The 22266-nt window shown below is 45.7% G+C and carries 17 protein-coding genes and 1 tRNA gene; 11 read left to right on the forward strand and 7 right to left on the reverse strand.

The features are described from left to right. Positions 1–115: 115 nt before the first annotated feature. The 6 genes from purD to H7R39_RS01025 are packed head-to-tail and all read left to right on the forward strand — an operon-like array spanning position 116 to position 7743. On the forward strand, positions 116–1369 hold the full coding sequence (purD, locus tag H7R39_RS01000; protein WP_185897580.1) for a phosphoribosylamine--glycine ligase: 1254 nt from the start codon (positions 116–118) through the stop codon (positions 1367–1369). Then, on the forward strand, positions 1366–1815 hold the full coding sequence (locus H7R39_RS01005) for an RDD family protein (protein WP_185897581.1): 450 nt from the start codon (positions 1366–1368) through the stop codon (positions 1813–1815). The genes purD and H7R39_RS01005 overlap by 4 nt, the downstream gene beginning before the upstream one ends. Continuing rightward, positions 1805–3979, forward strand: a complete 2175-nt coding sequence (locus H7R39_RS01010; RefSeq protein WP_185897582.1) for an LPS-assembly protein LptD — start codon at positions 1805–1807, stop codon at positions 3977–3979. The genes H7R39_RS01005 and H7R39_RS01010 overlap by 11 nt, the downstream gene beginning before the upstream one ends. Beyond that, positions 3979–4689 (forward strand): phosphoribosyltransferase family protein, encoded by a 711-nt coding sequence (locus H7R39_RS01015; RefSeq protein WP_228724695.1) that lies wholly within the window; start codon positions 3979–3981, stop codon positions 4687–4689. Before H7R39_RS01010 ends, H7R39_RS01015 begins: the two co-directional genes overlap by 1 nt. Then, positions 4674–6872: a polyribonucleotide nucleotidyltransferase gene (locus H7R39_RS01020; protein ID WP_185897583.1), complete on the forward strand. Its 2199-nt coding sequence runs from the start codon at positions 4674–4676 to the stop codon at positions 6870–6872. Before H7R39_RS01015 ends, H7R39_RS01020 begins: the two co-directional genes overlap by 16 nt. A 16-nt stretch (positions 6873–6888) precedes the next feature. Continuing rightward, positions 6889–7743, forward strand: a complete 855-nt coding sequence (locus tag H7R39_RS01025) for a universal stress protein (RefSeq protein WP_185897584.1) — start codon at positions 6889–6891, stop codon at positions 7741–7743. A gap of 1131 nt (positions 7744–8874) precedes the next feature. Here the strand turns inward: H7R39_RS01025 and H7R39_RS01030 are convergent. The 6 genes from H7R39_RS01030 to H7R39_RS01055 all read right to left on the reverse strand — a co-directional run bounded on the left by H7R39_RS01030 (position 8875) and on the right by H7R39_RS01055 (position 14363). Next, entirely contained in the window at positions 8875–10383 is a 1509-nt protein-coding gene (locus H7R39_RS01030) for a mobilization protein (protein WP_185897585.1), read from the reverse strand. Positions 10384–10525: 142 nt separating this feature from the next. Beyond that, complete coding sequence (locus tag H7R39_RS01035) at positions 10526–10681, reverse strand: hypothetical protein (RefSeq protein ID WP_185897586.1); 156 nt, start codon at positions 10679–10681, stop codon at positions 10526–10528. 185 nt (positions 10682–10866) lie between these two features. Next, the gene (locus tag H7R39_RS01040; RefSeq protein ID WP_185897587.1) at positions 10867–12402 is read right to left on the reverse strand and encodes a hypothetical protein; all 1536 of its coding nucleotides are present in this window, start codon (positions 12400–12402) and stop codon (positions 10867–10869) included. 111 nt (positions 12403–12513) lie between these two features. Further along, the gene (locus tag H7R39_RS01045) at positions 12514–13740 is read right to left on the reverse strand and encodes a tyrosine-type recombinase/integrase (RefSeq protein WP_185897588.1); all 1227 of its coding nucleotides are present in this window, start codon (positions 13738–13740) and stop codon (positions 12514–12516) included. 195 nt (positions 13741–13935) lie between these two features. Continuing rightward, a tRNA-Leu gene (locus H7R39_RS01050) sits at positions 13936–14019 on the reverse strand. 44 nt (positions 14020–14063) lie between these two features. Further along, the gene (locus tag H7R39_RS01055; protein ID WP_122862636.1) at positions 14064–14363 is read right to left on the reverse strand and encodes a F0F1 ATP synthase subunit C; all 300 of its coding nucleotides are present in this window, start codon (positions 14361–14363) and stop codon (positions 14064–14066) included. Positions 14364–14593: 230 nt separating this feature from the next. Here H7R39_RS01055 and H7R39_RS01060 point away from each other — a divergent pair, with 230 nt between their 5' ends. From H7R39_RS01060 to H7R39_RS01080, 5 genes are read left to right on the forward strand one after another with little or no spacing between them, the layout of a single operon-like run. After that, on the forward strand, positions 14594–15973 hold the full coding sequence (locus H7R39_RS01060) for a sodium-dependent transporter (RefSeq protein WP_185897589.1): 1380 nt from the start codon (positions 14594–14596) through the stop codon (positions 15971–15973). 2 nt (positions 15974–15975) lie between these two features. Then, positions 15976–17316: a sodium-dependent transporter gene (locus H7R39_RS01065; RefSeq protein ID WP_185897590.1), complete on the forward strand. Its 1341-nt coding sequence runs from the start codon at positions 15976–15978 to the stop codon at positions 17314–17316. Continuing rightward, positions 17317–17898 (forward strand): TRAP transporter small permease subunit, encoded by a 582-nt coding sequence (locus H7R39_RS01070; RefSeq protein ID WP_185897591.1) that lies wholly within the window; start codon positions 17317–17319, stop codon positions 17896–17898. Beyond that, entirely contained in the window at positions 17895–19220 is a 1326-nt protein-coding gene (locus H7R39_RS01075; protein ID WP_185897592.1) for a TRAP transporter large permease, read from the forward strand. Before H7R39_RS01070 ends, H7R39_RS01075 begins: the two co-directional genes overlap by 4 nt. 51 nt (positions 19221–19271) lie before the next feature. Next, positions 19272–20702, forward strand: coding sequence for a DUF4139 domain-containing protein (locus H7R39_RS01080; protein WP_185897593.1), 1431 nt, complete (start codon positions 19272–19274; stop codon positions 20700–20702). Between the two features lie 508 nt (positions 20703–21210). Here H7R39_RS01080 and H7R39_RS01085 read toward each other — a convergent pair. Further along, complete coding sequence (locus H7R39_RS01085; protein WP_185897594.1) at positions 21211–22218, reverse strand: hypothetical protein; 1008 nt, start codon at positions 22216–22218, stop codon at positions 21211–21213. Positions 22219–22266 lie beyond the last annotated feature (48 nt).

Below are 22266 nucleotides of genomic sequence, written 5' to 3' on the forward strand. Positions count from 1 at the left end.
GTGCGAGCGCGAGAAGTTGCGACCTAAAGGAACCGCCTATTTGCAAGGTTGGCTTTGAATTTTCGGGCCACTTATATGCGCACCGCTCACTTGGGTTTTTATTTTTGGAGAAATTATGAAAATTTTGATAATCGGAAGCGGCGGGCGCGAGTACTCCATAGCTCTAAAACTTCAAGAATCCCGCAAACACGAGCTTTTCTTTGCTCCGGGCAACGGAGCTACCTCAAAGCTCGGCACAAATCTAAACCCCAAAGATTATAATCAGCTCGCAGAATTTGCTAAGACAGAGCAGATAGAACTAACGATCGTCGGACCTGAAGCGCCGCTAAGTGACGGCGTCGTGGATATCTTTAAGGCGCGAAATTTAAATATTTTCGGACCGAGCAAGGCTGCGGCCAGGCTTGAGGGTAGTAAGGCATTTATGAAGGACTTTTTGGCTAGAAACGCTATCCGAACGGCTGCCTATTTAAACACTGACGATTACGATGCTGCGGCTAAATTTATCGACTCTCTTGCCGCTCCGGTCGTCGTTAAGGCCGACGGACTGTGCGCGGGCAAAGGCGTGATAATCGCGCAAAGCCGCGAGGAAGCAAAGGTCGCAGCTCGCGATATGCTAAGCGGAGAGAGCTTCGGCGAGGCGGGCAAACGCGTGGTCGTGGAGGAGTTTTTAGACGGATTTGAGCTTAGTTTTTTTGCGATTTGCGACGGCGAAAATTTCGTTAGCCTGCCGGTAGCGCAAGATCATAAGCGCCTAAAAGATAACGACGAAGGGCCAAATACCGGCGGCATGGGTGCATACGCTCCTAGTCCGCTAGCAAGCCCCGAGCTAATAAAACAGGTCGAAGAAGAGGTCGTAAAACCGACTCTAAAAGGTATGAAGGCCGAAGGAAATCCTTTCTGCGGCGTGCTTTTCGTGGGGCTTATGGTGGTTAAAGGCGTGCCGTACGTGCTTGAGTTTAACGTGCGTTTCGGCGATCCTGAGTGCGAAGTGCTAATGCCGCTGATCGATGGCGATCTGGGCGAAATTTTACTAAACGCTGCAAAAGGCGATCTAAAACCCGTGAAGCTAAAAGACGAATTTGCCGTCGGAGTCGTGATGGCTAGTAAAAATTATCCTTTTTCAAGCTCGCCTAGGGCCAAAATCAGCGTAAAAAACATGCCTGAAAACTCGCACATAGCATTTGCCGGCGTGAGCGAGCAGGGCGGCGAGATATATGCCGACGGCGGACGAGTGCTTGTGTGCGTGGGGCTTGGCAAAAGCATAAGACAAGCGCAACAAAAGGCCTATGAGCTTTGCGAAAACGTAGAATTTGACGGCGCGCAGTACAGAAAAGATATCGCCTGGCAAATGCTAAAAGGGCGCGAATGAGAAGGAGCGTCATAGACAAGCTCGAAAACGAAAATATCACGCTCGCCAGCGTCGGCAAAAGAGCCGTCGCATGGGGTATAGATAAATTTCTCATCTCGTTTTTGTTTTATGCCGTTTACTACGAGAAATTTGACGGACTAGACTACGAGCAGATCAGTGCGCTAGCGATGGAAATGATACCGCAGATAGTCTTGCTCGAGGTTATTTACCAGACGTTTTTTACGTGGTATTGCGGCGCTAGCATCGGTAAGGTCGCGATGAAGATCGTGTGCGTGGATATCGATCTGCTCGATAAGCCGGGTTTGCTAAATTCTCTCACCCGCTCTTTGGTACGCATTATCAGCGAAAACGCGTTTTTCCTAGGTTTTGCATGGGCGTTTTCAAATCCATTATTTCAAACGTGGCAAGATAAGGCCGCGAAAACGGTAGTTATAAATGTTTACTAGAATTTTCTTGACGCTTATTTTCGGGGCTTTTAGTTGCTATGCCGTTCAAAATTTCGAGCTTTTAGCCGATGACGTAAAGCGCGACAACGGCGTTGTTACGGCAGATAAAAACGTGCTTGTTTATTCGCAAGATTATTTGATGAGCGCAGATAGAGCTGTTTACGATCAGCAAAAAGAGATTTTGGAGCTTTTCGGTAACGTAAATTTGATAAGAAATAAGGACGAAATCTCGCGCTGCTCGTACGCGAAGATCGATCTAAATAGTAAAGATAGCAACTACGAGACGCTATTTATGATGAACCGCGACATGGAAGTGTGGATGCAAAGCGACGAGAGTAACAGTACGTCCGAATTTTACAGAGTAAACGGCGCGGTCGTGTCAAGCTGCAACGTCCAAGACCCGGACTGGAAGATCAAATTTAGCAGCGGCAAGTTAAACCGCGAGAATAAATTTTTACATCTATTTAACCCCGTATTTTACGTCGGAAACGTCCCCGTGTTTTATCTACCGTATTTTGGCTTTTCAACCGATACTCGCAGACGTACCGGGCTTTTGCCGCCGGAGTTTGGTTACGGTAAAAACGATGGATTTTACTACAAACAACCGATCTATATCGCCGAATACGACAGCTGGGACTTACAGTTTGATCCGCAAATTCGCACTAGACGCGGTACAGGCATATACGGTACGTTTAGATTTGCCGATTCGCCTTATTCTAGAGGCTCTGTGACACTTGGCGCATTTAGAGATACCGAGGGCTACCGACAAAGACAGATCGAGAAAAACTCGCTAAGACTCCCTCTGAAAAACAAAACGCATAAAGGCGCTGATGTAAAATATGAGCGCGATAGGCTCGTCAAGCACCTGATAAACGAGGATTTGCAGGAGGGCTTGTGGCTCGATGCGACGGCGCTAAACGATATAGACTATATAAATTTGAAAAAACGCGGCTCGGGTAGCGACGATAACCCTCTCGTGACCTCAAAACTAAACTATTTCTTAAGTAGCGACAAGCATTACTTCGGTGCATATGCTAGGTACTATACGGATACGTCAAAGATCGGTAGTCCGAACGAAAATAAAGACACGCTTCAAGAGTATCCGAGCTTTCAGTATCATAAATTTACCGACAACTTCATCTTGCCAAACGTGCTTTACTCTGTCGATCTTCACTCGCACAACTACACGAGAAAAATCGGCGTAAAAGCGACGCAGTACGAATTTAACCTGCCGGTTTCATTTCATCTACCTTTAGCGGACGATTATCTGAAATTCTCGTATTATCACTATTTATACGCTACCCACGTGGACTATGCAAAGAAAATGTACCGTCCGACCGGAGATGAGGACAAGAGCGCAAACTATATAGAAAACTATCATAAATTTTCTCTCCAGACAGATCTGGCTAAGGCTTACGAGAGCTTTTATCATAGTTTAAATTTGGGCGTAGATTACGTGGTTAAAGCATATAATGAAGGCGACTTGCCAGACAGATACGAGACGGCCGAAGATGACGGCAACGTATACGTATACGATATGCTCGGACGAAAATATCAGAGCTTCATCAACCCTCAACACACTAGAGATGAAATTTCGGCTAGAGCGACGCAGTATTTCTTTAACGAAGACGGAAGGAAATTTTTACGCCATACGATTTCGCAGGGTTATTACACCAAAGAAAACAAGCGCTCAAATTTGAAAAACATCATCGGCTGGTATCCGCTGGCGAATTTATCTTTTTACAACAGACTTGAGTATTCGTACGTGAATAAATACTTTGAAAAAGTCCAAAGCGGCGCGAGCTATACGCATGATAAATTCGGCGCTAGCCTCTGGCATACGATGCAAAGAAAAAATGCGCAGGAAAAGCAAAACTATCTACACCTAAACGGTTACGTCGAACTTCCGCATAACTATAGACTATTTAGCGGTACTCAGTATGACCTCGAGCGCGACTACAATAAGCAGTGGCAGCTAGGCATCTCTCACCGCAGAAAGTGCTGGAATTATACCTTTGTCTACGAAGAGGAGCTTGAGCCTACGACGACCACGAGCGGAACAGCCGCCAAAAAATCAAGAGGCGTTTACTTCTTTATAAATTTCTATCCGATGGGCGGCTTGCATTACGACTTTTCGGTAGGACAGACGACGCAGGGTAGTTAATGGGCAACTACGAAGACTTTATGTTTGAAAACCAGCTCGAAGCGGCCGAAAAGCTACTTGAAATTTTGCCCAAAAAAGAGCTGGTCGCGGGCGAGTATCTGATGATATGCAGCTCTATAGACTCGGTCATCATGGTCGATAGCATAGCTCGCGGGCTAAATTTGAGCTACGAGATTTTATTTTGCGAGCGCATTTTTGCGCCGAATAACCCGGAGTGTGAGATCGCGATGGTTAGCGAAAAGGATGACGTGGTGCTAAACGACGAGCTGATTAAGAGCTTTGGCATTAGTTACGATTTTGTTTATGGCGAGGCGGATCGCAAATACGACGAAAAAATCCTAAAAAACGTATATAAATTTAGAAAAGGAAATTTAATCGGCGATCTAAAGGATAGAAATATCCTGCTCGTCGATGAGGGCTGCGAGACGGGTCTTACAGCGCTAACCTGCCTAAAAACACTCATGCGCGAGCGAGTAAAATCAGTCACCTACGCCACGCCGCTCATCGCTACCGACGTCGCCGCAGCTATCGCGCCGCTGGTGGATGAAATTTACGCCGTGCACAAGATCGCAAATTTTATCGAGGTGGATTTTTACTACGAAAACAAAATCGAACCAAAACCGGAAACCGTGCTTTCCATATTAGAGGAGAGTCCGTTTTATATACCATTACAAAAACAAGGAGATATCAGGACATGCAGTATTCAATAGAAGTCAATAATCAAGTTGAAATTTACGATATAAACAAGGTTGCCAAGCAAGCTAGCGGCGCGGTGCTTTTGCGCGTGAAAAATACCGTCGTTTTAGCTACCGTCGCTCGCGAGGACACGCAAGTTAGCGAGGATTTTTTACCGCTAACGGTGCAATACATCGAAAAAACATACGCAGCAGGTAGGATTCCGGGCGGCTATGTAAAAAGAGAGACTAAACCGGGGGATTTTGAGACGCTAACTTCGCGCATCATCGACCGCTCGCTACGTCCGCTCTTTCCAAAGGGCTACGCATACCCGACGCAAATCGTCGTTATGGTGTTATCTTGCGATCCGGAGGTTGATTTGCAAGTTGTCGGTCTAAATGCCGCTTCGGTCGCGCTTTATCTTAGTGACATCCCCGTAAATGCGCCTGTTTGCGGCGTACGCGTGGGCTATATTGATAATAAATTCGTAATCAACCCTAGCAACTCCGAGTTAAAAACATCGGCGCTCGATCTTTACGTGGCCGGCGTTAAAGACGAACTTTTGATGATCGAGATGAGAAGTATCGCGACTGAAAAAGACGAAATAATGCCTATCGCGCTAGATCCTATGATGGATCCAAATTTAGGCGGCGGCGTGATAGCGATGCAGGATATGAACGAATTTAGCGAAGATCTCATCGTGGAGGCGATCGCGCAGGCCGGTAAAGCCATACTTCGCGCCTCAAACGCTTATGAAGAAGCATTTAGCCAGCATAAAAAAGAGGACGCACAGCTTGAGCTAAAACCGGAGATCGAAAACGAGAGCGTCGCCGTCTATCTAAACGAATTTTACAAAAACGACGTAAAAGCCGCGATAAATCAGATGGCTAAAAGCGAGCGCGCTAGCGAACTAACCAAGATCGCCAAGCAAATTTTGACCGATGAAGTAGCACAAAAAGAGGGCTGGGGGGAGGAGGTCGTCTCTAACGTCCTAGCTAAATTTAAGAAAAAAATCGTCCGAGAGCAGATCATAAACGAGGGCGTTCGCGCCGACGGCAGAGGGCTTAAGGAGGTTCGCCCGATCAGCATCGAAACAAATATCCTACCAAACGCTCACGGCAGCTGCCTCTTTACTCGTGGCCAGACGCAAGCTCTCGTGGTGGCGACTCTAGGCACCGATGGCGACGCGCAGATGTATGATATGCTAACGGAAAAAGGCGCCGTGACGGATAAATTTATGTTTAACTACAACTTCCCCGGCTTTAGCGTCGGTGAAGCTAGCCCGCTAAAGGCTCCGGGCAGACGCGAGCTAGGACACGGCAACCTCGCTAAACGCGCGCTTGCGCCTAGCATCGACGCAAATTCGCCTTATACGATCAGACTCGTGTCCGAAATTTTAGAAAGTAACGGCTCAAGCTCGATGGCTAGCGTTTGCGGCGGCTCTTTAGCGCTAAGGGCTGCGGGCGTCGATACGCCAAAACTAGTTGCGGGCGTTGCGATGGGACTAATTTTCGAGGGCGAAAAACACGCCGTGCTAACCGACATCATGGGGCTAGAGGATCACGACGGCGACATGGACTTTAAGGTCGCAGGTAGCAAAGACGGCATAACCGCGCTTCAGATGGATATAAAACTGGGCGGCATAAGCCTTGACGTGCTAAAAGAGGCGCTTTTGCAGGCGCGCGAGGGCAGGCTGCATATATTAAATTTGATGGAAAAAGCAAACGAAAATATCTCCGTAAACGAAGATATACTCCCTAAACTAGAGCTCTTTAGCGTGGATCCGGGCAAGATCGTAGATATCATCGGACAGGCTGGTAAAACGATAAAAGAGATCATAGAAAAATTTGACGTCGCTATCGATCTAGATCGCGAAAAAGGCGAAGTAAAGATCGCCGGCGCGCAAAAATCAAGCGTCGACGCGGCTAAAGACTACATCATCCAAATCGTCTCAAAAGATAACGGCAAGGGCTTTGGCGGCAAAAGAGGCGGCAGAGACGGCAAGCCTCACAAGACGCCCGAATTTAATATCGGAGACGAATTTGAGGGCGAGGTAAAAAGCGTGGTGGAATTTGGCGCCTTTATCGGGCTTCCGGGTGGCGTAGACGGACTTTTGCATATCTCAAAGATCAAAACGCCTCTAAAAGCCGGCGATAAGGTCAAAGTAAAAATCAGCGAGCAAAAAGGGCACAAAATTTCCCTTTCTCTAGCGCAATAAATTTAAAGGAGAACCGATGCAGTATAAAAAAATATTTTTCCCAATCGGTGCGGGCGACGACGTAAAAGAGCGTATCAGAGGGGCTTTGCTGGTCGCTAAGCATTTCAACAGCCACATCGAGATTTTGGCTTGCCAGCTAGATCCAGGCGTCGTTTATAACATGAAAATGACGCTTCGAGGCGGCGTGCTTTATGACGAGTTTTTAAAGGCGGCGAAAGCGGAGCTCGGCGTCGAGCACGAGCGCAACGAGACTATTTTTCATAAACTTTGCGAAGAGCTAGACGTGCAGATCAGCGACGAGCCGATCGAGGGCAAGACGACGGCTAAATTTACCACAAAAAGCGGCAAGCGAAGCGTGGTAGTCGAGCAGGAGTCTAAATTTTGCGATATGGTAGTTGCCGCAGTACCGCTTGACGGCAAGATCACGGGTACGTTTGAGGCGGCGGTGCTAAAAAGCGGTAAAACGGCTATCACGATACCAAGGCGCATAACGAGCTTTAAGGCTGACAATATCCTAGTTAGTTGGAACGGCTCGACGCAAAACTCGCGCGCCGTAAGTAGCTCGATTGAGCTACTAAAAAAAGCTAAAAAAGTGCATTGTATCACTTGTATGCCGCATTCCGGCGACGGTAGCGCAGAGGAAAATCTAAAAAAACTAGAAGAGTACCTAAAACTGCACGACATACAGGCGACTTACGAGGTAGTTAGCACGACTTCGGTGCCAGGCGAGGCGTTGCTAAGAAGCGCTAAAGAGGGCGGATTTGACCTGATCGTGGCGGGCAGATACGGCGAAAACGGCTTTTTAGAGATATTTTTGAGCGGTACTTCGAGATATTTCCTTAAAAATACGACGATACCGGTCTTTATGTAAGACAAAATTTGGAGCCGAATTTTCAAATTTGACGTTTGGCTTCAATGCAAATTTAGGCGACCGGGCTTCTTATGGGAGCTTGGTTGCTTTTTATTTTAGAATTAACTTCGGGCGCTTGCCGATTAAATTTGAGATTTTTTATTTCCCCTGTTTTTGCCATTGTTTTAAATTTAGATATAAATTATAGCGGATTAAATTTGTCTTGCAGGGCTGCTACTTTTGACGATTTTTAAAACTTAAATTATTGATTTGTTTTTTAGGTTATTTAAATTTGCAAACCGCTTTTTAAATTTGATCGTATAAAGAAGTGTGGCAGCTACTAAAACATCTAATAGACTTAAGTTCTTTAATGCATTATGCGCAACTGCAAGAGCACTTATACACATGGCCTATTTTACAGGGTTGCATTTTAGGCTAGCAGATCATTGATGGTTTTGAGAGTTTTTGTTGGAAGTTAATAAGAATTATGGTGCGACCTGCGGGGTCTGTGATTTAGCCAAATAAGCCAAAAAAATCGGGGCTTTAGCAAAAATAGGAAGCGTAAAAACCGACTTCCTAGGTTTTTAAGAATTTTAAAGAAAACGTAGCTTTTTGAGGTAGTTAATTAAGAAAGCTTAAGAGATTTCTGCTTATTTTTAGGTTTATAGTAAATCAAAAATAAACAACTTAAGGTTCTAAGCTTAAGAAATTAAAGTAACTACTACCCGCCGTTCTTGTTTTTGCATCATATCACAAAATTTTATTTTTTGCAAATTGGGCAAAAAAAATGCTATTCCACTACTTCGGGCAAGCGGAGCCGTTAAGTGAGAGTGGCGAGCTTAACGGCGTGAGCGTTAAAAAAATACAAATTTGTTTTTTTCTCTTTTTCACTTCTAGGCGTCGCCCTCTCTTTGGGAGAGGTCGCCGAATACACATCTATGGGGGCTCACCCCCATACCCCCTTGTCGGTTTAAGAAAATTTGATTTCTCTTACGCTTCCGTGATTTTTCTCGCCACTCTCAAAAAATCACTCTCGCTTGACCGAAGTATGGATTAGGGGTTTTGCCATATATATCTTTATTTTAATATATTAAGAAAACGCTAAAAATACTCGCAAACGCCGTATTTCCAGACGCGCGCGAGCAATCGAGTTTATATTTCTAGGTCATTTTTTGGAGACGATAAAGAGGGGCAATAGGTAAGAAGGCCGCTTTTTATTCCGGCGAAGCTTGTAAGAGGACGATCGCCTTTTACGATACCGTCCAAGCTCTCGACAAGGTGACGACCTCCCGGTTCGATATAGAGCTGTCCCGAACGCACGAGATCGGAAAGCATTTCAGCTTGACCAAGAAGAAACGCATTAGTAGTTTTCACATCCTCTTGATTCTTTCTCAGCTTTGCGATTTCGGCGTCTTTTTTTTCGATAGCGTCAGCAGTGGCTTTAAGATCATTTTGGAGATCTTGATTTTGCCCATATAGCACGTCAAAAGTTTTTAGCAATGAGGCATTTTCTTTTTGTAGGGCATCAACGTCTACGTCAGGCTTGCTTGAGGCGGCGCCCAAAAAGACTTGAGCGATCTTGTTATTTCGGAGATTTTTCGCTTGCGCGGCTTCCGCCTTATAACGCTCGACATCGTTCAAAATAGGGATATAGTTTTGTAGCTGCTCACGCACGGCGTAAGTAAGAGCGACGCTTTGGCAGATAAAAGCCGTAACCTTTTCCTTATCGAGTAACCCCAAAGCGTTTTTAAACTCCAAGACCCCAGCCTTAGCTTCTTTTAAAATTTTTCGAGAATGTTGAAGCTCCTCAATTCTCTTACCGATTTTAGCCATTTCGTCATCGATATTTACATTAGCAGGCGCTTTTTTTAGCTCAGCTAGTTCGTTCTTTAGTTGCTTGTTTTCTTGCTCTAGCGCAGAGTAGTCCTCACGTTTTGCCCCATCCTTTTGCAAGTCAGCGCGGGCTTGCTTGTTTGCAGTCTTAAGTTGTTCCTCTAGCTGTTTTATTCGCTCTTTTGCCGTTTTCAAAGTGTCTTTTGTAAGCTTCAGCTCTTGCTTCAGCGGCTCGGCGATTTTTATCGCTTGCTTGTATTGGCGAGGCGGAAGATGTTTGCGTCCCGTAATCCCTTTCGAGATGCCGCGCTCCATTCCGAGCACGGCCGCAATCCTTGTTTGGATTCGCGACATCATTGATGGATTAAATGTTTTTCGGTGCTGTGAAATCCCGCTCGAGTCAAGCGAAATAAATTCAAGGTGAAAATGGTTATTCTCAATCCACTCCCCTGCGTCATTTGGATGTCCTTCATCCCGGTGAAAGCACCCGTAAACGAGTCGATAGCCCATCTCATCCTCGATCACCTCGGCGACCTTTTCAAGGTCAGCCAGAGAATGCCACGCTCGGGCATTCACAACGGCCGACCAATATATCTTTTTTTCGTCGTACTTCGGGCGTCGTCCCGTGCGCGCATAATAGGCAGCGTCAGCGTCAGCCTTCATTTGTTTCGCTTTTTGTCGCGCTTCCTCGAAGCTACAAGTATACTCGTTTAAATGTGATAATTCAGCTCGGACGTTTTTTGCCAAAAATCCGCGCCGAAAATTATGCCAAAAACTCCCCGATGTAGTCAGGGCGATATTGAACGAGCTCTTAGCGTTGTTATCCATAGTTCCCATCCTTTTAATTGTATTTGTCTAGCAGCGCGCAATAATGGGGGCTTGTCCCTCTTATTGCATGTAGTGCGCACTACTTCAGTAGGGGGACAAGCCCCCACACTGAAAAGTCCGCCCGCAAGGGGAAAGGCAGAGGTTAAACGGCAGGCGCTTCGAACTTTTTCGCGATTGCTTCATATTGTGCCTTTTCAATGGCGATTGCGGCAAGCTCTTTTTGGGCTTTCTCGATAGCATTTTGCGCAGCCTTTTCGCGTTTTTCAATAGAGCTTAGTTTTGCTAAAATTTTTTTCAACTCTTGGACGAGCCGCGCATTTTTGCTAAGAGGTTTTTCATCCCTCGTTTCGCTTGTTTTTATATCCTGCGATTGAGCAGGTTTTTGGCTCTGCGTTTGAGCTAGAGCAACATTTGGGATTGGTTTTTGAAAATTTTGTTCCATTTGATGAAACTCCTTTTTAAAAAATTTTGATAAAGATCATATCAGGAAAGATGGTAATTTTTATTTAATTTTTCCGCCGATGTCGGCACTAGTTCGGAAGGCGCAAAAAGGCAAGGCTCGGTGACTTTTTGCGGCTCGCTTTCCTTTATTTTTTGCGGCGATTTTTCTGCAACCGCCGTGCGTTTTTTCGGAAAGAGTTCGCCGAGTTTTTGATACTTCTCATGCAGGCCGAGCTCCCAATATTCCTCCGTGTCCAAAAGCTCGTCAACTATTGCATCGCAGGCTCTGCCCGAGATGTCGCCCATTAACCCCCGCGCCCATAATTCGGTATGCCAAGTTTCAAAAATTTCAACCTTTACTTCGCCCCAAAGTTCACGATGCTTGTGATACTCATATAGCTGCTGAATATTGTCTGCGCCGTATTCCTGCGCGAGCTTTCGATCTGCGCGAGCTTGTTTTTGCCGCGCCCGTTGCCGTGCCTGATGTTGGTTATAGACAAAATTTAGATATGCTTTTGCACGAGTGGGGGATAAACTAGGCATTAAACCATTTTGGTAATTTGAAAAAAGAGTGCGAATTAGGCAAATCAGCCCGTTTTTATTGCGTTGTTTTTTTGCGGCAAGTTTTAGGGCTTTGACTTGTTTCGAATCCAAAAAAACCCGGCAGTTGCAGGCATGATATCGATCGCCATTTTTTGCCCGCAAATCTAGATCAAGAGGTTTTGTGTTTTCTTTTTTACTCGTCTTTTTGGGCTTGCGATTTCTTTTAATGCTCGACGGGAATATGACGACCTTTTCTAGAATATATGGCGCTCTGTTTTCAGGCGACATCGCAGAGGACGCTTTTGCACGGTTTTTCTTGACGCCAAAAGTAGCGTTCCATTGTTCCAATAGCGCATTCATAAACACATCGATTTCGATATATGTATTCGGATAGCGTTTGGCCATAGCGTAGTTTTGCATGCTGTGTAGAATTTTTCCTTCTTGAAGGTCTTTAATTCGATCGCATTTATAGACCCGCTTCTTGCCGTTTTCCCATTCGCTCGCGGTTTTCCTAAGTAACTTCGAAACATCATAGCCGATGAGTTGCGCCGTTGTTCGTCGCAAATGCCATTCGCCCGTGCCTTCTTTAAAGAGATACGAAGGCGACAGGACATCGACGGTTACAGCCTTGCGTGACAAGTGCCGTTCTAGAATGGCCGCAATTTTATAGAGATGCAAAGGCAAACAAAAGACCATCGCGTGAATGTGAGGTGTGCCGCCGCGATGAGCTTCGAATACGTAGCTTACAAAAAGTGGATATCGTCCTAGCTCTTTTTCTATAAGTGCTCTCAAATATTTTTCGAGAGCTCGAGCAGCTTCGACGGCACTCATGCGGCCGCAAGTGCCACGCTTTCTTATGCCTGAATTGTCTAGCGTGATTGCAATTCCTAAAGCGGTAAAGCCGATTTTTTCGAGAGTTTTTGAAACATCTATAGTTCGCAGGCGGACTTCTCGGCCGATACTAGAGCGAGCAAGAAGCTCATCGCTAATCACCTCGCCGTCATCTATGCTTAAAAATTTTCTATTTTCTAGCATACTGACCGCTCGCTTCCTGCGATAAATTAGGGACAAATAAGGAAATTTTGTTATAATTCACTTGTTCTTTTAGGCGAGAGGATAAAGTAACCTTTCGCCCGCCTTCTTTTTTCATAATGTCAATCCCCTATTTTTCAGATATACAAACCACCAAGATAAAACACGGCGAGTAGTAGCGATCGATTTCGATTTATTGTAACTTTTCTCTACGCCTCTTATCTTGTGTGATAGAGTGCGTGATATGTCGTAATCGCTTACCTCGCTTTCATCGACTTCATGAGCGAAAGTCGAAAGAATACTGCGGAACGAGTGAAACACGATACGACCTTTCGGATTTTCAGGCTCGTAGTCTTTTAGGGATTTTGAGAGTATCGCGTCAGAGAGAAGCCCCTTTCCCGCGCGACCCATAAAAAAGTGAGTGCCGACATCCATATTTTCAAGCCATTCGCCAAGTTCTTGAGGAATGCCGAGATACATATCGCCATTACTTGATACTTTCATCTCATCTTTGTTAAAAGCCAAATAGTAGCCGTTTTCGTCGAGTTTTAAATGCCTCTTTTGCAAAGTACGAATATTTCCCGCCCTTAACGCCGTGCAAAGGCCGAGAACTAGAGCGTTGCGAACATCGCGCGACCCTGCATAATCACAGCAATAGGCGATTAACGAGCGTAAGTCATTGTCGGTTTCGATATGCCCGAAGCCGTCGCTATCAGGTATGACGTAGATTTTAGAAAAATCGATATTGTCTAAAGGATTGTTAGCGATTTTTTGACGATTTTTAGCATAGGTGAAAAGCATTTTAGCCTCGACTAGAAAGTCCTTAAGTGCGGCAAATTTTTCAGCCTGATAGAGTTCGTCAGCGATTGTGAATATCGAGTCGGCCTTTATTCGAGCTATATCTTTGTCTTTTATCGGGGCGAATTTTTTATATATTTTTAGTTTTTTTGCAGTCGTACGCGGAGCCCAGCTTTTAGAACCCGAGGCTAGATACAGCTCAAAAACGGAGCCTAGGGTATTAAAGGCTTTTCCCTTTGGCGTAGCGCCTACGCTTAGCTCCTTCGCCATTTTTAGCGCGGTTTTGTAGCTGATATCTTTCGCGGAGCCTAAAAACTTAACGAGCTTGCCCTGTTCGCCGTAGTAGTAGTCCTTCTTGAGCTTGACTTTTTTACTCTTGCGGGCAGTCGTTTTTAGGATTTTCACCCAAAGCCCGCATTCGTCGAGCTTTTGACGGCTTTCTTTTTTGCCAATAGGGAGAGTATAAGACGAGATAGTTTCGTCAGGGTGAGCTTTAAAGCCGACAAAATCCGTAAGTTTGTCAAGTTGAGAGGTTAATCGCATGCGCGTCCTTTTTCTCTTAATTATAAGATTTCAGACGGGTAGCGCGAGTTTTCTAAAAAAATACTTCCTAACCGAGATAGGAAGCCGTCAAGGAAGTTTTAGGAAAGCAATTCGATAAATTTCGGATTACTTAGCTTTAATGCCTATTTTGCAAAAGCCGGATATCGGGATATTTTTTGGGAGAATTTGTCTAAATGGTGCGACCTGCGAGATTTGAACTCGCACACCCTTCGGCACTACCACCTCAAAGTAGCGTGTCTACCGTTCCACCAAGGTCGCACGTGGATTATAAAGAACAAAGAGCGGGACGAACCCGCCCGAGATTATAACATTGGGTTTGCGTAAAGAACGATTAGCGCGATAACTAGTGCGTAGATAACTTGCGCTTCGATCATCGCAAGAGCAACGAACATCGTCGTAGTTAGCTTGCTGCCTACGCCTGGATTTCTAGCTGTGCCTGAGATTGTCGCAGATGCGGTATTTCCCATACCGATAGCGCCGCCAAGAGCCGCTAGGCCTAGACCAACTGCTGCTGCAAGAACAGAGTAAGATTTTAGCATTTCGCCGCCGTCCGCAAACGCGAAGCTAGCAAAAGCCATCATTAAGAAAACAACTTTTTTCATAAAGTCTCCTTGTGAATTTAAGCCATTTCGGATCAGACCCCTACTTTGAAGCTTTGAGAGCGCATTTTATAAAAAATTAGCTTTGAGTTACTTAAAACCGAGAAAATTTTTCATAAATTTTCCGTTCGTCAAATTTGCCGCTGCGTAGTGCTACAAATTTACAAAAAATTTCAGCGATGTTTCATTTTTCTACGAATTTATTTAAAAATTAGAATTTTAAAAGCTTTTTTATGCTAGCCTCGCTTCTGAAATTTCAAATACTAAGGTTAAATTTGGCGCAGGATAAATTTTCAAAAATCGGCTTTATCTTAGCCGTCGCGGGCTCTGCGGTGGGGCTTGGAAATGCGTGGAAATTCCCGTATTTAGTCGGTCAAAACGGCGGTTCGGCCTTCGTGCTTTTGTATCTTTTTATGACGTTTTTTATCGGACTTGCGATATTTTTCGGCGAGATAGCTATCGGTAAGCTTTCTGAGTCTGACCCAGTAAACGCCTTTAAAAAGCTTGCTCCAAAGCGCAAAGAAACTTGGAAATTTGCGGGTTTTACGATGATAGGCGCGATCATTATCGCCTCTTTTTACACGGTTATCATCGGATGGATACTAAAATACGCAGTAATGGTAATAACAGAACTTCCAAAAGACGTCGAGGCTTCGGAGAAAATTTTCGGAAATTTCTACGCTAATGACGCCGCGTCTCAAATTTTTTACTTTACGATCGTGTTTTTTCTCTGTATTTTTATCGTATCAAAGGGCATAAAAAGCGGCATAGAGCGCGTAAACGTATGGATGATGCCGTCGCTTCTTATCTTGCTTATCATCATGCTTAGCTACTCGTTTACGATGGACGGCTTCGTTCAGTCGGCTAAATTTTTGCTGGTTCCCGATTTTTCAAAACTGGGCGTAAGCAGCATTTTAACCGCGCTTGGACTGGCATTTTTTACGCTATCTTTGGGCGTTGGCGTTATCATCGTTTACTCCGCGTCGCTGCCCGATAATACCAATCTGGTTAGCTCCTCGATCATAATTGTCGTGATAAACGTCGTGATGGGCATTTTGATGGGGCTTGTTATCTTTACTTTCGTGTTTGAGTTTGGAGCGACGCCTAGTCAGGGCGTGGGACTCGTGTTTATCTCGCTGCCTACGCTGTTTGCCAAGCTCGGAGCGCTCGGACACGTGCTTGCGTTTGCGTTTTTCTCGGCTCTGCTTTTTGCCGGCATTACCTCGGCCATCTCGATGCTAGAGCCGTTCACGCACTATCTTATCCGCGAATTTGGCTTTTCTCGTAAAAAAGCCCTCGCGCTAATCGGCGCTTTCATCTACTGCATGGGCATTTTGTGCATACTTTCAAGCATCGAAGGCGTTAAGGAAAATTTGGTATTTTTCGGCAAGAGCTTTTTTGACTGCCTTGATTTTCTTAGCTCAAACATCATCATGCCTATCGGCGGCATCACGGTGTCGATTTTCGTCGGGTTTGTCATCAAAAAAGACGCGCTTTACATACTTTTTGGGCCGTATATGAGTAGGGTCGTTTTTGAAATTTGGTATTTTATGATTAGATTCGTAGCTCCTATTAGCATCGTCATCATCACGATAAATGCGCTAAGAGGCTAACCGTGGCGAGCGATAAATTTTCTAAAATCGGATTTATATTATCCATCGTGGGTGCCGCGATCGGACTTGGCAATGCGTGGAAATTTCCATATATGGTCGGCGCAAACGGCGGCTCGGCGTTCGTGCTTTTGTATCTTGTTTTTGCCGTTGCGGTCGGGCTTAGCATATTTTTTGCCGAGATGGCGATGGGTAAAATTTCAAACGCCGATCCGGTTAACGCCTTTCGCTCGCTCGCTCCTAAAAACGGCAAATTTTGGGGGTACGCTGGCGTCATAATGATAACGGGCGTTTTGGTGGCGTCGTTTTATACGGTTATCATCGGCTGGGTTATTAGGTATTCGGTATTGTCGCTGGGCGAGCTTCCGCAGAGTATCGCGGTTTCGGGCGAAAATTTCGGCAAATTTATAAGCTCTGATATCTCGGGCCAAATTTTATACTTTAGCATCGCGTTCGCGGCCTACTTTTTCATCCTCTCAAAGGGCATAAAAGGCGGCATAGAGCGCATAAATTTATGGCTTTTGCCGACGCTTTTTTTGCTACTTATTTTTATGCTGATTTACTCGATGCAAATGGACGGATTTTCGCAGGCGGCGGAGTTTTTGCTAGTGCCTGATTTTTCTAAGATCACTAGCGAGGCGGTGTTTGTAGCTCTGGGGCTTGCGTTTTTTACGATGTGCGTTGGTATCGGCGCGATCGCTACGTATTCGGTAAGTCTAGACGATAAGACCAATCTTTTCACCTCTTCGCTCTACGTCGTGGCGCTAAACATCATCGTTAGCGTCGTCATCGGACTCATCGTTTTTACCTTTGTTTTTGAGTACGGCGAGCAGCCTAGCCAGGGCGTGGGGCTTGCGTTTATATCGCTGCCTACGCTGTTTGCTAAGCTAGGAGCGATGGGAAACGTCTTAAGTTTTACGTTTTTTACCGCGCTTATTTTTGCGGGGCTTACGTCGGCTATCTCGATGGTCGAGCCGCTCGTTTTTTATCTCATAAACGAGTTTAAGATCCCTCGCCTAGGCGCGATCGCGATCGTAGGCGTTTGCGTTTATTGCCTAGGCACGCTTTGCGCGCTTTCAAATATCGCCGAATTTAAAGACGCGCTCACGTTTTTCGGCAAGGGATTTTTCGACGTTTTAGACTATCTTAGCTCAAATATCATGCTTCCGCTTGGCGGTATCGTGATCGCGGTATTTGTCGGCTACGCGATGAAAAGACGCAGTCTAGAGGAGCTATTTTTGCCGTATATGGGTAGGGCGGTTTTTGAAATTTGGTATTTTTTACTACGATTCGTCGCGCCGATTTGCATTTTGGCGATAATGATAAGACAAATTTTGGGGAGTTAAATGGAACGAAATTTAAAAAAAGTAGAGAGGTTTTTCGATAAAGTCGGCAACGTCGTGGGCTACGTCTGTATACTAGTGATGTTTTTGATGATCGCGGACGTTTTTTTTAACGTCACGGCGAGATATTTTTTCAAATACGGCAACGTCGGCCTCCAAGAGCTTGAGTGGCACTTTTTTAGCATCATCATCCTGCTTGGCATGAGCTACGCGCTAAAAGACGACGCGCACGTGCGAGTGGATATATTTTACGAAAAGATGAGCGTAAAGAAAAGGGCGCTCATAAATATGGCGGGCGTCATCCTTTTTATCCTGCCGCTTGCGCTTTTGGTCGCGTGGCTGAGCTGGGACTACGTCGTGGAGGCGTACGAGAGCGGCGAAGGTAGCGCGGATCCGGGCGGTTTACCGTATCGCTGGGTCATCAAGGCCTTTATACCGTTTAGCTTCTGGCTACTTATATTTTTTAGCGTCGGATACTTTATAAAGTGGCTAAACGTCTATCTAGACGCCCGGTCAAATTTAAGCGAGGCGGGCAAATTTGACGCAAATTTAAGCAAAACCGCGCAACAAGGAGATGGAAAATGACCGGCATAGTAATGTTTTTAGCCGCGCTTTTTATGCTTGCTATCGGCTTTAGCGTCGCATTTACGTTTGGCGCGATAGCCGTCATTTTCGGACTCATCGGCGGTATGGTCGAGAGCTTTGGCGACGGTAACGGCTTTATGGGCGGGCTTGAGATATTTAAAGAGACCTTTAACTTCATGCCTTACCGCATCTACTCGATAATGGAAAATAAAATCCTCATCGCCGTGCCGCTTTTCGTTTTTATGGGCATTATTTTACAAAAGACCAAGCTAGCCGAGAGGTTGCTCGAGAGCATGGCGTTTTTATTCGGCGAGATTCGCGGCGGCGTTGCGATCAGCACCGTGCTAGTGGGCGCGCTATTAGCCGCATCTACGGGCGTTGTGGGCGCTAGCGTCGTAGCTATGGGCGTTATGAGCTTGCCCGTTATGCTAAAGTACAACTACAACAAGGCTCTAGGCTGCGGCACTATCTGCGCTTCGGGTACGCTTGGACAGATTATCCCGCCTTCGATCGTTCTTATTATCCTAGGCGACGTCTTTACGGTGCCCGTCGGCGATCTTTTCCGCGAGGCGATATATCCGGGTCTTGCGCTCGTGGGCGCTTATATAGCCTATATCCTCATCGTCTCTTACGTTAAAAAGGACTACGCACCGCCCGTCGTCATAGAGAGCGACGTGCCTAAATCAAAGCAAATTTTAAACGCTATCCTTGCGATTTTGCCGCCGTTGGTACTTGTCGTGCTGGTGCTCGGTTCGATATTTGAAGGCATAGCTACGCCGACGGAGAGCTCGGCGTTTGGCTGCGTGGGCGCGATCTTGCTTTCGGTTTTTTACAGGACTTTTTCGTTTAAAATGCTAAAAGAAGCGCTCGAAGAGAGCGTAAAAACCACGGCCGTCGTTTTTACTATCCTTATCGGCGCGACGGCGTTTTCGATGGTGTTTAGCTACACCGGCGGCGACGAGATCGTTGAGAAAGTGATGTCTAGTTTGCCTGGCGAAAAATGGGGCTTTATCATCTTAGCCATGATTACGATTTTTGCGCTAGGATTTTTTATAGACTTCGTCGAGATTTCGTATATCGTGCTACCGATCTTGGCGCCGATTGCCGTAAATTTAGGTATAAATCCGCTATATTTCGCTATCGTTATCGCGATGAACTTACAGACTTCGTTCCTCACGCCGCCGTTTGGTTTTAGCCTCTTTTACCTAAAAGGCGTGGCGCCGGCAGAGGTCAAGACCTCCGACATCTACCGCGGCGTGGTGCCTTTTATCGCGATACAAATTTTAGTTCTGATCATCTTTACGATTATCTTGCTAGGCTAAAATTTATCTTTGTAAGGCTATAATCTCTTAAATTCACCCAAAGGAGAGAAAATGAGAGAGATAGCCTTAGTTTCGGCGTTTGCCCTGATCGCGAGCGCCGAAAGCAACTTGATAGAAATCTACAAAAACGCCTCATTTATCCATCAAAATTTCACCAACCAAAAAAGCGAATTTAGCCTAAATTTGCCCGATTTCGTCGAGCTTGAGGACATTGACGTGGCCGCGTCGTGCGAGCTTCTAAGTCTAAATTTAAACGAAGCAAAGCCCGCAGAAAACGAGGCCTACGCTAAATTTAAGCAAAACGAAAAAGAGCTTGAGGAGCTAAACGACAAGCTAAACGCGCTAAACTCGAAAAATGCTTTTTTAAATAACTTCCCGGCATTTAAAGAGCAAAGCGTCGCAAATTTGGACGCCGACGGCGATAAATTTTACGAAGCGGTGCTAAAAAATCTAGCCCAAATTTCGCAAACCAAAAAGCAAATAGACGAGCTGAAAAAGAAAATGAACGCGGCTGAGGTTAAAAATTTTCAAAAGCTTGATTTGAAATTCGAATGCGACCCAAAACAGGTCAAGATCTCCTATCCCGTGGGCGTTAGCGTAAATTTAAAAAATAAAATCCATGCCGACGTCGCAAAAGGCAAGGTCGAAATCTCGCAAAATTTAACCGTAACAAATCCGCTGGGTATAGATTTAAACTCCCTTACGATCGCACTTTATCCGTTTTACTACTCGTCAAATTTGACGCCCGCACCGTTTTATCCGCGCTATGAGGGCAAGCCAAAGCCGCGAAACATGATGCCGCTAGCGGCTGCGCCGATGATGGAGGCGAGTGCCGATATGGCCGTGGCTAGGGCGCCCGCAAAGAAAAATAGCGTCAAAGACGTGCAAGCCAGCAACGATCAAAACGCGCTCGCAAACGCTTGGCGCATCGAGGGCGTGAGCCTAAAAGCGGACGAAACGGCGGACTTTGCCTACGACAAGCAGAGCTTGGATGCTAAATTTGACCTCGTGATCGACGGCTACGGCAGTGCGGGCGCGTTCGTTAGAGCCGCGTTTAAGCCCGAGCGAAGCATCGAGGGCGCGCAAAGCGAGTTTAAAATCGACGGCATAAATATCGGCAAAAGATACGTAGGCTACGCCGCCGGCGAGGAGGCGAAGGAGTTTTTCGGCAAAAACGAGCTTGTTAGCGTAAAAAAAGAAGCTAACGGCGAATATACGAAAGAGTCGTTTTTCGGCTCGAAAAACAAGATCTCGCGCGGATATAAATATAGCGTCAAAAACGGCTCAAAACTCGCATGGGACGTGGTTTTAGAGGAGCAAGCGCCAGTTAGCACGCACGAGAGCGTAAGCGTGAGCGTGAAAAACGACCCGAAAGAAAACGAGATCGGTAAAGACGGCAAAGTAACGTGGAAATTTGCGCTCAAACCAAATGAGAGCAAGGAGATAAATTTCTCCTATGAGCTAACTAAACCGAGCGAATAAGATTATAAATTTCTTGTCGCGGCTTGTCTTTTTGCCCTATACTTCGTTGCTTTTAAATTTGGCTAGGTCATTACCGACCAGGTACCCCCGTCGCCAAATTTAAAAGCGCCTTGTCTAGAACAAAAATACTTCGCCTTGACTCTTTGCGTTCAAATTTGAAGTCAAATTTGTAAATTTGAGCCGCCGAGACCCGCACCGCGAAAATGCTAAATATTAAACTTGCGGCGCGACAGCGCCAAATTTAAAACTGCGCATAGCGCAGCAACTTCTCACGTCGTAGGGGATAGGGGATCGTTAAGGGGGAAGGGAGCGACTTCGTAATTCAAGCCCCTTCCCCCTTAACAAAGAAACAAGATGATTCCAAAGAATTATTTCTGTTTAGAGAAATTTAAACGCATAGCGTCAAATTTAAAAACCAAATTTTTGAGTTTTCAAGATGCAAGTCTCAGCGCGTCAAATTTTATAAATTTAACTCCGCATTTATCCATAGAATTTAACCCGCAAAAAGCTAAAAACCAAACTCCGCGTAAAATTCGTTCAGGTAGTCCGAGTAGTAGGTGTTGCCGTTTCTAGCGTCAAATTTGCCCGCTATCTCTAGAGCTATCTTGTAGTCGTTCTCGCCCTTAAATGCGCTAACTGCGATGAAAAATCGCAGGTCGTTTAAATCGTCGTTGCCCTCAAGGATCGCCGCGGAGTGCTTGCGCGCCAAATTTAGAGCCGTCTCGCGCTCGTCTAGCCTAACGGCGATCTCGATGAGCGGGGCGATCTCGTTTATGACGCGAGGATTTGACTCGATCGTCGCTGCAGCCTTTGGTAAAAGGGCTTTTGCCTCTTCTATCTTGCCTGTTTTAATCATGCTAAAAAGTATCGGCGCGTAGGTCGTGTGAGGCACTTCGGCACAGGTTAGTTCGCCTGATAGTATCGGCGCGGCAAGCTCCAGCGCGGCCTCATGCTCGCCGGCAAAACACAGATACGCAATCTCGTCGCTAGCCTCGCACGCTTCGCAGTCGGCCATATCGTCTTTGGCGAGCTTTTTCCACAGCTCGTAGTTTGCCTTTGCTTCTCTAGCATCGCCCATGTCTATGTTTTGATTCATCAAGGCCTTGTAGTAGGCAGCCAGCGAGAGCTCCATGCGCTCGTGGTAAAATAGCATCGCCTCGTTTGCCTCGTCTATGAGCTCCTTTTCTATCACGGAGCTTTGAGCGACGCCCGAGACGATCCATTTAAATTTCCACAGGCAGTCCGTAAAGTCGCCAAAATTCGGGTATTCGCTCTCGTTTTCTTTTAAATTTTGCACGATATAGTCCGTGAGCCACATTAGCGCTCTGGTTCTTAAAAACGCGCCGAATTTTTCAAATTCATCGTTTAAAACAAAGTCGCAAATTTGCGCGGCAAACGCCAAATCCTGCGCCTCTACGGCGTCTCTTATCTCGTCAAACAAAAACTCTTCTTTATCGGCTAATCTATCAAATTCTTTTAGCTTTTTATAAAGCTCTTCTAGCGTGCGCTCTTGCATTTGCTCCCCTCGTTAAACATTTTTGTGATAATGCTTTGATTTTATTAT

Source organism: Campylobacter massiliensis, from assembly GCF_014253065.1.
GTDB classification, from domain to species: Bacteria; Campylobacterota; Campylobacteria; order Campylobacterales; family Campylobacteraceae; genus Campylobacter_A; species Campylobacter_A massiliensis.

What these genes read in the sequence shown, in the direction of transcription:
- H7R39_RS01040 (WP_185897587.1), bottom strand. Translation starts at nt 12,402, where the DNA reads ATGCTAGAAAATAGAAAATTTTTAAGCATAGATGACGGCGAGGTGATT.
- H7R39_RS01010 (WP_185897582.1), top strand. Translation starts at nt 1,805, where the DNA reads ATGTTTACTAGAATTTTCTTGACGCTTATTTTCGGGGCTTTTAGTTGC.
- purD (WP_185897580.1), top strand. Translation starts at nt 116, where the DNA reads ATGAAAATTTTGATAATCGGAAGCGGCGGGCGCGAGTACTCCATAGCT.
- H7R39_RS01025 (WP_185897584.1), top strand. Translation starts at nt 6,889, where the DNA reads ATGCAGTATAAAAAAATATTTTTCCCAATCGGTGCGGGCGACGACGTA.
- H7R39_RS01005 (WP_185897581.1), top strand. Translation starts at nt 1,366, where the DNA reads ATGAGAAGGAGCGTCATAGACAAGCTCGAAAACGAAAATATCACGCTC.
- H7R39_RS01070 (WP_185897591.1), top strand. Translation starts at nt 17,317, where the DNA reads ATGGAACGAAATTTAAAAAAAGTAGAGAGGTTTTTCGATAAAGTCGGC.
- H7R39_RS01075 (WP_185897592.1), top strand. Translation starts at nt 17,895, where the DNA reads ATGACCGGCATAGTAATGTTTTTAGCCGCGCTTTTTATGCTTGCTATC.
- H7R39_RS01015 (WP_228724695.1), top strand. Translation starts at nt 3,979, where the DNA reads ATGGGCAACTACGAAGACTTTATGTTTGAAAACCAGCTCGAAGCGGCC.
- H7R39_RS01045 (WP_185897588.1), bottom strand. Translation starts at nt 13,740, where the DNA reads ATGCGATTAACCTCTCAACTTGACAAACTTACGGATTTTGTCGGCTTT.
- H7R39_RS01020 (WP_185897583.1), top strand. Translation starts at nt 4,674, where the DNA reads ATGCAGTATTCAATAGAAGTCAATAATCAAGTTGAAATTTACGATATA.
- H7R39_RS01060 (WP_185897589.1), top strand. Translation starts at nt 14,594, where the DNA reads ATGCTAGCCTCGCTTCTGAAATTTCAAATACTAAGGTTAAATTTGGCG.
- H7R39_RS01085 (WP_185897594.1), bottom strand. Translation starts at nt 22,218, where the DNA reads ATGCAAGAGCGCACGCTAGAAGAGCTTTATAAAAAGCTAAAAGAATTT.
- H7R39_RS01030 (WP_185897585.1), bottom strand. Translation starts at nt 10,383, where the DNA reads ATGGATAACAACGCTAAGAGCTCGTTCAATATCGCCCTGACTACATCG.
- H7R39_RS01080 (WP_185897593.1), top strand. Translation starts at nt 19,272, where the DNA reads ATGAGAGAGATAGCCTTAGTTTCGGCGTTTGCCCTGATCGCGAGCGCC.
- H7R39_RS01055 (WP_122862636.1), bottom strand. Translation starts at nt 14,363, where the DNA reads ATGAAAAAAGTTGTTTTCTTAATGATGGCTTTTGCTAGCTTCGCGTTT.